The following is a 12,506-nucleotide window of genomic DNA, read 5'->3' as shown; positions in this document are numbered from 1 at the left end:
TCATTTGTCTGCGAAAGCGGGGCGGTGTTAGCGCGCCGGCTCTTCAGCGACTTCCGTGACGGTCTCGTCGGTCGGCTCGGCCGCGGCTTCGTCGGTTACGACTTCGTCCGCGACGGCTTCGTCGTCGGTCGCAACGGTCTCGTCGGCGACCACGTCGTCCGTGACCAGAGCTTCGGCTTCGACGCCGACGGTTTCGTCGGTCGAGACGACGTCAGTGGCGACTTCCGTGGCTTCCTGGGTGGCCGGAACGGTGTCGTCGTGTTGCGTGGCATAGGCCGCAACAGAGATCATCGCCAGAGAGGCGACGGTTGCCAGAACAAGGCGGGTGCGCATTGCGCGGTCTTCCTGGGAAATGAGTTGGTGCGGGCCCTGGGCCGACACCGCGATTTCTCGATCGCGGGCGGGATATGCTCCCGGCCTGATGATTCCGCAAGGTGCGTGATCGCCTGTAATGAAAAGTGATCGCGGACGTTTCCTGTCCTCGATTTGCGTCCGTTTTGCTTGACGGGTCGATGCAAAACCCGGAACAACCATGAGGCGGGGAGAATGCCCATGGACTGGGACAAGCTGAAAACCTTTCATGCTGCGGCCGAGGCCGGGTCGCTGACCGGTGCCGCCGATATCCTGTTGCTGTCTCAATCGGCCGTCAGCCGGCAGATCGCGGCGCTGGAGGAGGATCTCGGCGTCAAGCTGTTTCACCGGCATGCCCGCGGCCTGATCCCGACCGAGCCGGGCCGGTTGCTGCACGAGGTGACCAAGGAGATCGCCGCGAAAGTGGCCCTGGCGCGGTCCGTCGTCGACGACAGTCACGACAACCCGTCCGGCGATCTGCGCGTCACCGCGCCGACGGCGCTCGGCGCGATCTGGCTGGCGCCGCGGATCGCAAAATTCCGCGATGCCTATCCCGATATCCGGGTCCACCTGCTGCTTGACGACCACGAATTCGACATCGCCGGCCTTGAGGCCGATTGCGCCATCCGCCCCTGGGAATCGACCCAGAATGACGTGATCCAGCGCAAGCTGCTGACTGCGCGGCAGCACCTGTTCGCGAGCCAGTCCTATCTCGACCGCGAGGGCGCGCCGAAGTCTGTTGCCGACCTCGACCGCCACCACATCATCCGATACGGCCCGCCGCAGATGGCGCCGATCCGCAATCTCGAATGGGCGGCATCGATCGGGCGCAAACCCGGCGAACCGCCCCGGCCCGCCGTGATGGAAGCGAACACGATCTACGCCATCCTGCGGGCAGTGGAGTCGGGCATCGGCATTGCCGGCCTGCCCGACTATGTGACGCGCGGACACGATACGCTGGTGCCTGTCCTGCCCGACACCGATGGGCCGAGCTTCGACGTCTATTTTGTCTATCCGGGCGAACTGCGCGGATCGTCCCGCCTCTCCGTCTTCCGGGAATTCCTGCTTCAGGAAGCCAAGGACTGGGAAAGCTGAACACGGCATGATGCAGTGCAGCAAATTTGCATGGCCGTTCTGACTGATCGTCTCTGGAACAAGGGCCGGGCGTGACGCATATACGCTTCACGAACACGGCGCGCATGCGCCACGTTCCCCTTCGATTGCATACCGTCTCCTCCCCGAGAGTATGCACACACTGCGCCGGGTCCGTTCCCTCCCCTCGGGCCCGGCGCATTTCTTTTCGGACCTACCCCACCCCGGTTCCAGACAAGAAAATACCCCGGACGCGGATGCGGCCGGGGCAGTTCCGGTTCGGCCTGAACGGGCCGGAGAGCGCCGACGGCGGTCAGCCGAGCGTCGAGCGCAGCATCCAGGCCATCTTCTCGTGCGCCGAAAGCCGCGGAGACAGGATGTCGGCGGTGGCCTCGTCTCCGGACTCGCCGGCCTTCGCCAGGGCCGAGCGGATCGTCGCGACGACGGTTTCATGCCCCGAGAGCAGATCGCCCAGCATGGCATCGGCCTTGGTTTCAGTGGCTTCCGACTTCACCGTGGCGAACTTGTCCATGGCGGCGTAGGAATTCGGGGCTGCGACGCCCAGCGCGCGGACGCGCTCGGCGAGCACGTCAGTGGCCATCCAGAGCTCATTGTATTGCGTCTCGAACAGCATGTGTAGGTCGTGAAAGCGCGGCCCGGTCACATTCCAGTGGTAGGCGTGCGTCTTGAAATAGAGCGCGTAGGTGTCGGCCAGCACGGCAGCCACCGCATCGGCCATGGTTTCGCGCTGGTCCTGGGACAGTCCCATCTTGATGCTCATGTCAGTCTCCTCGCATGGCGGCGGGGAGGCACCCGCCTTGCTTCATTTCTGGATATGGGCCCGGCACAGCGATAAATCAAACTGCTAATTACTCTCGAACCCATAGAGCCTTTCAATGATCAGGAAAGACCCTCGCAGAAACGCCTGATCCGCGCACCCGCCTCGATGAGCGAAGCATCATCGGTGGCGTAGGACACGCGGAAGCCGGGTGCCGCACCGAACGCCGAGCCGGGCACGACCGCGACGGCCTCGTCCTGCAGGAGCAACGCACAGAAGTCGATGTCGGTTTCGATCAGGTGGCCGGACGATGTGGTCTTGCCGATCGTACCCGAACAGTCGGCGAAGACGTAGAACGCCCCCTCCGGTGTCGGAGCCGTCAGGCCGGGCGCCGCATTGATGTCGGCCAGCATCCGGTCGCGGCGCGCCTTGAAGGCGGCATTGCGCTCGGGCAGGAAATCGAGCGGGCCGTTCAGCGCGGCGACCGCCGCCCACTGGCTGATCGAACAGGGGTTCGACGTGGTCTGCGACATCACCTTGCGCATGGCGTCGATCAGCGGCTTCGGACCCCCGGCATAGCCGATGCGCCAGCCGGTCATGGCAAACGCCTTCGACACGCCGTTGGTGGTCAACGTGCGCTCGTAAAGCCGCGGCTCGACCTCGGCCATGGTCGCGAACTGGAAGCCGTCATAGGCAATGTGCTCATACATGTCGTCGGTCATGACGAGGACATGCGGGTGATCGAGTAGGACGTCGGCGAGGGCCTGGATTTCGCTGCGCGTATAGCCCGCCCCGGTCGGGTTGGACGGCGAATTGAAGATCAGCCATTTCGTCTTCGGCGTGATCGCCGCGGCCAGCGTTTCGGGGCGCAGCTTGAACCCGTCCTCCAGCCCGGCACGGGCCACCACGGGTTCGCCGCCGCACAGCCGCACCATGTCCGGGTAGGACACCCAGTACGGCGCCGGGATGATCACCTCGTCGCCGGGATTCAGCGTCGCCGTCAGCGCATTGAAGATGACCGGCTTGCCGCCGGGCGCGACGGAAATCTGGTCCGCCGTGTAGGTCAGCCCGTTCTCGCGTCCGAACTTGTCGACGATTGCCGCCTTCAGTTCCGGAATTCCGTCGACCGGCGTGTATTTCGTCTTCCCGGCCCGGATCGCCGCGATCGCGGCATCCTTGATGTGGTCCGGTGTATCGAAGTCCGGCTCGCCTGCGCCCAGCGAGATCACGTCGATCCCCTGCGCCTTCAGTTCGCGCGCCTTCTGCGTGACGGCAAGTGTGGCGGAGGGCTGCACGCGCTTCAGCGCATCGGACTGCTGGATGGTCATGAAGGCGAACTCCGGCTGATTTGCGCCGAACGTAACGAGCGCCGCTGGCAAGGCCAATAGGGCGATACGCCCCTGACTGCCCCATTCCGGTCACATATTGGCAACCATGGTCATAAACCTGCCCTTCACCTGCCTTTGCTAGTGTTCACCTTGGGAACAACGCAGCGCATCAGAGTGTTGTGAGGGGACCATGGCACAGCCGAACACACATCGCAGAGACGCAGGAATGGGGTCGGTCACCGGCTTTGTTCTGGCCCTTGCCATGCTTGCCGCAACCGCCTTCGTCTTCATGCGCGCCCAGCCGTCGCAGCACAGCCTTGTCTGGGCCGACGTGCCGTCCGACGAAGCGGTGATCACCGCCGCGATGGACTAGGCCCTCCGGGGTTCAGCTTTTCCGGTCCTTCACCGGAATCACGAATTTCAATCCCGACCAGACCGCATCGACGGCGCAGACCTTGATGTCGACCAGACCGGCATCGAGCCCGATGCGCCGGACGGCATTGCCTTCGAGCGTCGTCTCCACGCCTGACGCCTTCTTGGGCCAGGACATCCAGACCATGCCGGCCGGAACCAGGCGGGATTTCAGATCGCTGGCCAGGGCCTCGAGCGCCGTGTCCTGCTTCACAAAAACATGGATGTAATCGAACGGCCCATCGGGAAGGCTTGCTTCGTCGGCGTCGATCCGCTCGGACCAAGCGTCGAACGCGTCGATTTCCGGGATGCCGCCCGGGTATCCGACGAACAGCGCCCGCATGCCCGGCCTGGCGCCGAGCTTCTTCATCAAAGGCGTGCCGGAATATCCGCTTTCGCTCATGCGGCGATGCTAGTGGCGCGAACCCCGACTGTCTTGTAGGGAGAAGGAAGCGGGGTGCAGGTAGTTGAGTGAGGCGGCGTGGCCGATCTTGCCCGAACAATGTTGTCCCGGCACCAGCGTCTTGCCGCCATCGGCGGCGGCGCGCTGATCAATGCCCTGCTGATTTTCGGCCTGATCCGGATTCCACCCGGCACGATCGAGCGCTTCCGGGTCATCGACGTGACCTTCATTGTCCCGGCTGCCGAGCTGGAGCCCGAGATCGTCGAAGAGGCGGTGCCCGAACCGGTCGTCGAGGACATTCCACCCGACCCGGAACCGGTCGCCGAACGCCCGCCCGAGACGCCCGTTCCCGCGCAGTCCCAGCCGGCTCCGAGCAATGCGCCGGTCTCGGCCCGGTCGGTGGATGAAGCCCCCGAATCTCCGCCCAGCGGCGAGCGCGATGTCTATGCCGTTTCGCCCGGCACGCGCTCGGTCCTGTCGGGCCTGCAATGCCCGGGCGATCCCGAAGGCTTCGCCCGCACTGGCGTCTGCGGGGAAACGGCGCGCCGCACCGCGCGGATTGAAGTCCCTGAGGAAGACATGCTGGCCGGATTTGATCTCTCGACGGCCCAGATCCGGGCCCTTTTCGGCGATAGTGACCACATCTATGCGGGCCAGCCGACGCTCGACAGTCCGGCGGCAAGGCGAAACCTGTCGACGGCCGACCAGATGCGCGACGCCCTGCCCGCCTCGCGACCGGACCCGGCCTTCGGGGATTGACGAAGTCCGCGAAGACGCGATCTTCCGATCCCATGAACTTCCTGTCCGACACCACCGCCGCGGCCCATCCCGCCCTGCTCGACGCCATCGCCCATGCCAATGGCGGCTATGCCGCCAGCTATGGCAATGATCCGCTGTGCCAGCGCGTCGAGGACCGGCTCAAAGAGGTGTTCGAGACGGATCTGAAAGTCCTCTTCACCGTCTCCGGCACGGCGTCGAACGCTCTGGCCCTGTCCATCCTCTGCCCTTCGCACGGCGCCGTGCTGTGCCATGACGAGGCGCATATCCACCGCGACGAGCGCGGCGCGCCGGAATTCTTCACCGGCGGGGCGAAGCTGATCCCCCTGCCCGGCGCGCACGCCAAGATCGACCCCGCCGCGCTGACCGCGACGCTGAACAGCTGGCCGCAAGACTTCGTCCACACCACGCCGCCGCGCGCGCTGTCGGTGTCGAACCTGAACGAATCGGGCTGCGCCTACACCGCCGGCGAACTCGCCGCGCTGACCGGACCGGCAAAAGCGAAGGGGCTGGGCGTGCATTTCGACGGCGCGCGCTTCGCCAATCTGCTCGCCGGGTCGGGGATGACTCCGGCACAGGCAAGCTGGAAAGCCGGGGCCGACATATTGTCACTCGGCGCGACGAAGAATGGCGCGCTGGCGGCCGAGGCCGTCATCCTCTTCCCGTCCGTCATGGACCGGTATGGCGAGTTGCAGGCGCGGCAGAAACGCGCCGGGCACATGGTCGCCAAGATGCGCTATGTCGCCGCGCAGTTCGAAGCCTGGCTCACCGGCGGGCTGTGGCTCGATCTCGCATCCCATGCCAATGCGATGGCGGCGCGGCTGGCGGACGGGCTGTCGGCGATCGAGGGCGTGGAACTGGCCCACCCGGTCGATGGCAATGAAGTCTTCGTGGCGCTGCCGGATGCGGTGGCGCAGACGCTGCGCGCGGCCGGGGCCGGTTTCTATCAGTGGCCGGACGGCACGGCGCGGCTCGTGGCGAGCTGGTCGACACGGGAAGACGACGTCAACGCGCTTCTGGACGCGGCCCGGGCCTAGGCGGCGTCGCTTTCCTCGCCGTCGTCGGTGTCTCGGGCCTCGACCTTGTGTTCATCGCGGGCGCGCTTCCAAGGGCCATGGAAGCGGGGGTCCTGGCGGCGGCGGCGATCAGGGCCGAAATAGTCGGGCACACGGACAAAGCGGCGGGGCCGTTCGATCATCGCGATCAGGCGCTGATAGAGGTCAACCGGGCGGACCGGCTTGGCCAGAAACTCGTTCACGCCGGCATTGATCGCCTCGATCACGCGCGAGCGGTCGGTATAGCCGGTGCACATCAGAACCGGCAGATACTTGTTCGGGCTGCTTTCGTTGGAACGGATGTAGCGGGTCAGTTCGAGCCCGTTCATCTCGCCCAGCATGTAGTCGACAACGGCCATGTCGGGATTGAAGGCGCTGAGCGAATCGATCGCGGTCTCGGCGTCGCGGCATTCCTCGATGATGCGCACGCCGAAACCCTGCAGGGTGACCCGCAGGATTTTCGACATATGCGGATTGTCCTCGACGATGAGGACCCGCACGCGATCAAAGCTGCCCGACATTCTGTTGCGCGACCTCGCGCCCGTTTCTGCTATAGCCCGTCGGCGAAACTGCGCCGCGGCGCGTTAACCAAGTGTGTAAATCGACGTTCGATTGCCACGGAACCGGGGCGGATTACATTCGTTTTTGTTGACGCGCCGTTCAGGAAACCTCCGATGCTGAAACCCCTGCTTGCCGCCGCCGCTCTGTCCCTGCCGCTTGCGGCGTGCATGTCGTCGCCACCCGACCGGTTGGCCGGTGACCAGCCGCCCCCGACGGTGGAGAGTGTCGATCTCGACCGCTATCTCGGCCTGTGGTTCGAGGTCGCCCGGGCCGAACACGGCTTCGAGGACGGCTGCCAGGGCGTCACGGCGTTCTACGAGATGAATGACGACGGCACGATCCGGGTCATCAACCGCTGCTGGAAGGATTCGCTCGACGGTGAGCTGGACGTCGCCGAGGGCCGCGCGCGCCTCGCCGATCCCGGTGACACGGCGAAGCTGGAGGTTTCCTTCTTCGGGCCGTTCTACGGTGATTACTGGATCCTCGACCTCGCCGAGGACTACAGCTGGGCGGTCGTGTCGGAACCGGCGGGGCGGTATCTGTGGATATTGAGCCGCGACCCGCAGCCGGGCGAGGCTTTCATCGAGGAAAGACTGAGCTTCCTGCAGGGGCTCGGCTATGACACCGAAGGCCTGGTCTATCCGGATCAGTGGGAAAGCCTCGCCGCGATGCCGACGACCGGTCTGCCGGACGGCGCGGTGCAATAGCATAGAACAAACTGGAAACAGGCGCGCCGCATCCCTATAAGGATCGCATGGCCCGACTCACCACAGACGACAGCGCGGTCACCGATCTCGGCCAGGCCGATTTCGTGCTCGACCGCGTTGCGAACGCCCCCGCCCTGTGGACGCCGCACCGCCCCGAACGCCCGGAGAAATCCGAAGGCGGGGTGCGGTTTCGCTGCGTCTCGGAATACGAACCGATGGGCGACCAGCGCACCGCGATCCCGGAGCTGGTGGAGAATCTGAACCAGGGCGAACGCGACCAGGTTCTGCTGGGCGCGACGGGGACGGGCAAGACCTTCACGATGGCGAAGGTGATCGAGGCGGTGCAGCGCCCGGCGCTGGTGCTGGCGCCGAACAAGACGCTGGCGGCGCAGCTCTACGGCGAGTTCAAGAGTTTTTTCCCGGAAAATTCGGTGGAGTATTTTGTCTCCTACTACGACTACTACCAGCCGGAAGCCTATGTGCCGCGCACGGACACCTACATAGAGAAGGAGTCCAACATCAACGAGGCGATCGACCGGATGCGCCACGCCGCGACCCGGGCGATCCTCGAGCGCGACGACGTCATCATCGTCGCCTCGGTCTCGTGCATCTACGGCATCGGCTCGGTCGAGACCTATACCGCGATGACGTTCGAGCTGAAGGCCGGCACCACCGCCGACCCGCGCCAGGTCGCCAAACAGCTCGTCGCCCTGCAATACACGCGCAACGAGGCCGCCTTCACCCGCGGCACCTTCCGCCTCCGCGGTGACGTGCTCGAAGTCTTCCCGGCGCATTATGACGACCGGGGCTGGCGCGTGGATTTCTTCGGCGACGAGATCGAGCGCATCACCGAATTCGACCCGCTGACCGGCAAGGCGCAGGCCGACCTCAAATCGGTGAAGGTCTACGCCAATTCGCACTATGTCACGCCGCGCCCGACCCTCCATCAGGCGATCGCCAGCATCAAGACCGAGCTGAAGGCGCGGCTTCAATGGATGGAGGCGGAGGGCAAGCTGCTCGAAGCCCAGCGCCTCGCCCAGCGCACCGAGTTCGACATCGAGATGCTGGAGGCCACGGGCAGCTGCGCGGGCATCGAGAACTATTCCCGCTACCTGACCGGCCGCAAGCCGGGCGAGCCGCCCCCCACGCTGTTCGAATACCTGCCGGAGGACGCCCTGCTCTTCGTCGACGAGAGCCATGTCGCCATCCCCCAGATCGGCGCGATGTACAAGGGCGACTACAACCGCAAGAAGACGCTGGCCGATCACGGCTTCCGCCTGCCCTCCTGCCTCGACAACCGGCCGCTGAAATTCGAGGAATGGGATCTGATGCGCCCGCAGACCGTCTCGGTCTCGGCGACGCCGGGGCCTTGGGAGCTCGACCGGACGGGCGGCGTCTTCACCGAACAGGTGATCCGCCCGACCGGCCTCGTCGACCCGCCGGTCGAGGTCCGCCCGGTCGCGAAGGATGGCGCGAGCCAGGTCGATGACGTCATCGCCGAGGCGCGCGCCACGGCGGACAAGGGGATGCGCACCCTCGTCACCACGCTGACCAAGCGCATGGCCGAGGATTTGACCGAATACATGCACGAGCAGGGGCTGCGCGTGCGCTACATGCATTCCGATGTCGACACGGTGGAGCGGATCGAACTGATCCGCGATCTGCGCCTCGGTACCTATGACGTGCTGGTCGGGATCAACCTGCTGCGCGAAGGCCTCGACATCCCCGAATGCGGCCTCGTCGCCATTCTCGATGCCGACAAGGAAGGTTTCCTGCGCTCGGAAACCAGCCTGATCCAGACGATCGGCCGCGCTGCGCGCAACAGCGAAAGCAAGGTCGTCCTCTATGCCGACCGCGTCACCGGCTCGATGCAGCGCGCGATGGACGAGACCGAACGCCGGCGCGAGAAGCAGACGGCGCACAATCTCGAACATGGCATCACGCCGACCACGATCGTGCGCGGCATTTCCGACGTGCTCGAAGGCGTGATGGAGAAAACCGCCAAGGGCCGGTCCGCCAAGGCGCGGGATCGAAAACGCTTGTCAGCGCGCGAGGAGGCCGCCACCTTTGATGGCAGCAATATCAAGGCCGTCATCACCGACCTCGAAAAGCGGATGCGCGAAGCGGCGGCGAATCTGGAGTTTGAGGAGGCGGCGCAACTCCGCGACGAAATCAAACGCCTTGAAGCCGAGTAGCGGTTTCATCCCGCCGAAGCCCGCTGGGCGAAGGGGGATGAGAGCGGAGTGATTTTCTTTGACTTCTCGCCTTTTCGCCATCTAGAGTTTCGTACTTTGGAACATACATCCATTCCGGGATGGCTCAGGAAAGTGCACAACGCTAATGAAACGAGATACAATTCAGTTCGCGAACTTCATTTGTAAGTTTGGCGACAAACCGTTGGTTTCTTTTCTTGAGGAAATTGTGCTTCCGGCATTCACAGATGATACTCTCGTAAGAGAAATATCTGACAGCACCAATTTCCATCTGTACGATGTTAAATTAGATCGCCTTGAGGATGGTCTTCATGTAATTTATGGCCGATTCATAAAAAATACTACTCTATCGCGCGAGCAGCTTTTTGATCGAAGAGGTGGGATTGTTCATGATTATGCTGAACTTGAAACTTCTCCAAGTTCATTTTTCATATTGATCGTCGACAATCATCGACTTATTTATCAACCGGAAACTGTCGCTGCTCCTAGTATCGACACGTTTCGAGCGACCATTGCGAAGTTTATTAAATTAAAGTACGAAGTTTTTTTCGAGAAAACCTACCGCCTTAGTAAAGAATACGACCGTTCTGTTACACGAAAAATTTTAGCGGAAAAAATTGCGAAGCCGCGTATAAATATTATTCCCCTCTCTGATCCGTCTGGTCTTGAGGCGTTTCTTCGTCGATACTCAAAATTAAAACATTTATCGTTTAAAATCATCGAAACAAACGACGACGACGATGCCTCCCAGATTTTTGAAGACATGAGAGCTGCCGGGATGCGGCTCGAGTCGCAAAATACTGAATTTTCCCACCGAAGCCGAGACGGGCTAAATGTAGACGAAGCGATTGACCTCGCAACCGAAGCCACCGCACACGGCTATCAGCACCTAAAAACCAATGGCCTAGATAACGATGGCAACAATCTCTCCGGAGACAATGAAAATTTCGCGTTAAAGCAGCATGTGCCCGACCCACCAAATGACCTCGCAGAACGCACTAGGCTCTTTGTCGCGTATTTTGTAAATCTTGTCAAAGATAAAATAATAAAAACTGGTGAGTCAGATAATAATTCCGAACACTCTTATAGCAAATTATTTCAAGATGAAGACAGGAAATAGAAAACAGAGTAGGGAGACTACCTATGAATACAAGTTGGCGCGATTCCGTTCTTGAAAACAATAAACTTGCTATATCCTATTTCAAATTTTATTTTATTCAGGGGCAGGTTTCTGAACGAATTGCGTTATTAATTTCGCCCTTGCTAGGGTTACTCGTGAACTTTGTTGCGTGGTATGTCGTAGGAACGAGCCGGTACCTAACCATTTCATATGATATTTTATCAGGATCACTATCTACGATGTTGATAATTTCAATTAGTCTTATGGGGTTATTTCTTGCTGCATTTGCGATTTTGATGTCAACACTTGAATCAAATCTTATTGAGCGACTTGCGAGATTACGAATAAACGAAATGAGTCTGACGCGCATTAATAAGATTCTATTTACATATTTTTTTATTTTTTTCGAGTTCGTATTAGCGATAATGTTCTTGATGATAGCATCGACCATTTCTTTTGTAACAAGCAATATTGATTTTCCGATGATCGATGATTTAGTATATGTAGTTGCTAACCTGGTTGGTATTTCTTTGCTAATCTCTATAGCAGTATCGGTTTTGCTGAATCTGAGAATTTTCTTATGGAATTTCTTCCAACATGTCCTTCTGTTTGTGGTTACCCGAAATTTAGATGAGCAGCGGACTGGCGAGTGATTCCATGTCGGTCCGAAGCCCGCATCTTCGCTTTTTGCTCCAACTCGCATTCTGCGACGAACGGATGCTTACGTCGAAGCTCCGAAACGATATTCGTCAGGTTATGCGGCGGGAGGATGGGATCATTGGCGGGGATGGGGCGGACTTTCATTCGCCCTTCTGGAGTGAAGCCAAGTCGATCATCCGTCCCGGATTTTCGTTCGCCGATGCGATCGAAGCCCGGATCGAAGCAAGCCGTCAACGACACCGATTGTATCCGCTTCTGCGCGATGGCTTCCTCGATTGGTGGAATGCGAATTGGCGCGGCGTGAACGAGCCACTCAGCCTCGCAGATGGACACCTATCTGGCGTGTACGAGGACGCAGTGAATGGCATCAACGTGAAGGTGGAGAACATGTTCGTGTTCCGCGTGGGTCAAACCGCGCTCCACGCCGTCTACCCATACTTTTCGGAAGAGCCGGTTTTGTCCGCGCAAGCCGCGCGCGTCGGACTCTGGCTCATACATGAAACATTGCCCAATCTTGTGTTCGAGAACGTCGAGATTCTGGACGTGCTTCGTGGGACGGCATTCTCCATTCGAACTCATCCCCTCCAAGGCGATGAACACGATATCTACCAACACCATGTCCGGCGGGTACTTCGGCGATGGGATGAACTGAGAGCCACTTACTAATCGCAACATCCAAGCTTCACCCCATGAAAACCCTTTTCTCCCTTCTCGTCGCCCTGTTTCTCGCCGCGCCTGCCCTCGCGCAGGAACCGGATGACGGAGCGCGACCGGAGCTAAGCCCCGGCCAGGTCTGGACCATCGAAGGCGAGGGACAGGCGGCGGCGCGGCTGACGATCCCCTCGCCCTTTCCCCACCTGCGTGGGGACAGGCGAGGCCCGCCGCCCTTTCCCCGCCCTTGCGGGGACAGGCGAGACGCCACTAATGCGGCTCCTCAGGACAGGCGGGCACCTCAGCAACCGTGTTGTTGCGGGTTGTTCCAGGTCTGGTTTCTGGCGACGAGGGTGTTGAGGAGAATGGTGAGTTTCCGGGTTGCGGCGATGAGGGCGA

The 12,506-nt window shown here is 61.2% G+C and carries 14 protein-coding genes; 9 read left to right on the top strand and 5 right to left on the bottom strand.

Annotation, left to right across the window (positions count from 1 at the left end; all coding sequences use genetic code 11):
* Positions 1 to 27: 27 nt before the first annotated feature.
* Positions 28 to 333, bottom strand: coding sequence for a hypothetical protein (locus ACFOOR_RS12435; protein WP_343162905.1), 306 nt, complete (start codon positions 331 to 333; stop codon positions 28 to 30).
* A 219-nt stretch (positions 334 to 552) separates the two neighbouring features.
* On the opposite strand from ACFOOR_RS12435, the gene ACFOOR_RS12430 reads away from it, so the two are divergent.
* The gene (locus ACFOOR_RS12430; protein ID WP_343162904.1) at positions 553 to 1,446 is read left to right on the top strand and encodes a LysR family transcriptional regulator; all 894 of its coding nucleotides are present in this window, start codon (positions 553 to 555) and stop codon (positions 1,444 to 1,446) included.
* A 310-nt stretch (positions 1,447 to 1,756) separates the two neighbouring features.
* Here ACFOOR_RS12430 and ACFOOR_RS12425 read toward each other — a convergent pair whose 3' ends face one another.
* Positions 1,757 to 2,224, bottom strand: coding sequence for a Dps family protein (locus tag ACFOOR_RS12425; RefSeq protein WP_343162903.1), 468 nt, complete (start codon positions 2,222 to 2,224; stop codon positions 1,757 to 1,759).
* Positions 2,225 to 2,343: 119 nt separating this feature from the next.
* On the bottom strand, positions 2,344 to 3,549 hold the full coding sequence (locus tag ACFOOR_RS12420) for a pyridoxal phosphate-dependent aminotransferase (RefSeq protein ID WP_343162902.1): 1,206 nt from the start codon (positions 3,547 to 3,549) through the stop codon (positions 2,344 to 2,346).
* 226 nt (positions 3,550 to 3,775) lie between these two features.
* Between ACFOOR_RS12420 and ACFOOR_RS12415 the strand changes: the two genes are divergently transcribed.
* Positions 3,776 to 3,922, top strand: a complete 147-nt coding sequence (locus ACFOOR_RS12415; protein WP_343162901.1) for a hypothetical protein — start codon at positions 3,776 to 3,778, stop codon at positions 3,920 to 3,922.
* Positions 3,923 to 3,934: 12 nt separating this feature from the next.
* On the opposite strand, the gene ACFOOR_RS12410 is transcribed toward ACFOOR_RS12415, so the two are convergent.
* A complete protein-coding gene (locus ACFOOR_RS12410) occupies positions 3,935 to 4,363 on the bottom strand; it encodes a hypothetical protein (RefSeq protein ID WP_343162900.1) in 429 nt (142 codons plus the stop codon).
* A gap of 78 nt (positions 4,364 to 4,441) precedes the next feature.
* On the opposite strand from ACFOOR_RS12410, the gene ACFOOR_RS12405 reads away from it, so the two are divergent.
* Positions 4,442 to 5,122 carry a hypothetical protein gene (locus ACFOOR_RS12405; RefSeq protein WP_343162899.1) on the top strand — a complete coding sequence of 227 codons (681 nt, stop codon included), beginning with the start codon at positions 4,442 to 4,444 and terminating at the stop codon, positions 5,120 to 5,122.
* 32 nt (positions 5,123 to 5,154) lie between these two features.
* Positions 5,155 to 6,177: a threonine aldolase family protein gene (locus ACFOOR_RS12400; protein WP_343162898.1), complete on the top strand. Its 1,023-nt coding sequence runs from the start codon at positions 5,155 to 5,157 to the stop codon at positions 6,175 to 6,177.
* Here the strand turns inward: ACFOOR_RS12400 and ACFOOR_RS12395 are convergent.
* Entirely contained in the window at positions 6,174 to 6,716 is a 543-nt protein-coding gene (locus tag ACFOOR_RS12395) for a response regulator (protein WP_343162897.1), read from the bottom strand. The two genes, ACFOOR_RS12400 and ACFOOR_RS12395, sit on opposite strands and share 4 nt — an antisense overlap.
* A gap of 153 nt (positions 6,717 to 6,869) precedes the next feature.
* On the opposite strand from ACFOOR_RS12395, the gene ACFOOR_RS12390 reads away from it, so the two are divergent.
* From ACFOOR_RS12390 to ACFOOR_RS12370, 5 genes are all read left to right on the top strand, one after another.
* Entirely contained in the window at positions 6,870 to 7,463 is a 594-nt protein-coding gene (locus tag ACFOOR_RS12390; RefSeq protein ID WP_343162896.1) for a lipocalin family protein, read from the top strand.
* A gap of 47 nt (positions 7,464 to 7,510) precedes the next feature.
* Positions 7,511 to 9,658 (top strand): excinuclease ABC subunit UvrB, encoded by a 2,148-nt coding sequence (gene uvrB, locus ACFOOR_RS12385; RefSeq protein ID WP_343162895.1) that lies wholly within the window; start codon positions 7,511 to 7,513, stop codon positions 9,656 to 9,658.
* A gap of 145 nt (positions 9,659 to 9,803) precedes the next feature.
* On the top strand, positions 9,804 to 10,796 hold the full coding sequence (locus ACFOOR_RS12380) for a hypothetical protein (RefSeq protein WP_343162894.1): 993 nt from the start codon (positions 9,804 to 9,806) through the stop codon (positions 10,794 to 10,796).
* 23 nt (positions 10,797 to 10,819) lie between these two features.
* Entirely contained in the window at positions 10,820 to 11,449 is a 630-nt protein-coding gene (locus tag ACFOOR_RS12375) for a hypothetical protein (RefSeq protein ID WP_343162893.1), read from the top strand.
* Positions 11,427 to 12,122: a hypothetical protein gene (locus ACFOOR_RS12370; protein ID WP_343162892.1), complete on the top strand. Its 696-nt coding sequence runs from the start codon at positions 11,427 to 11,429 to the stop codon at positions 12,120 to 12,122. The genes ACFOOR_RS12375 and ACFOOR_RS12370 overlap by 23 nt, the downstream gene beginning before the upstream one ends.
* Positions 12,123 to 12,506 lie beyond the last annotated feature (384 nt).

This window comes from Hyphobacterium vulgare (genome assembly GCF_042643335.1).
GTDB classification, from domain to species: Bacteria; Pseudomonadota; Alphaproteobacteria; order Caulobacterales; family Maricaulaceae; genus Hyphobacterium; species Hyphobacterium vulgare.
This window is presented reverse-complemented; position numbering and strand designations above follow the sequence as displayed.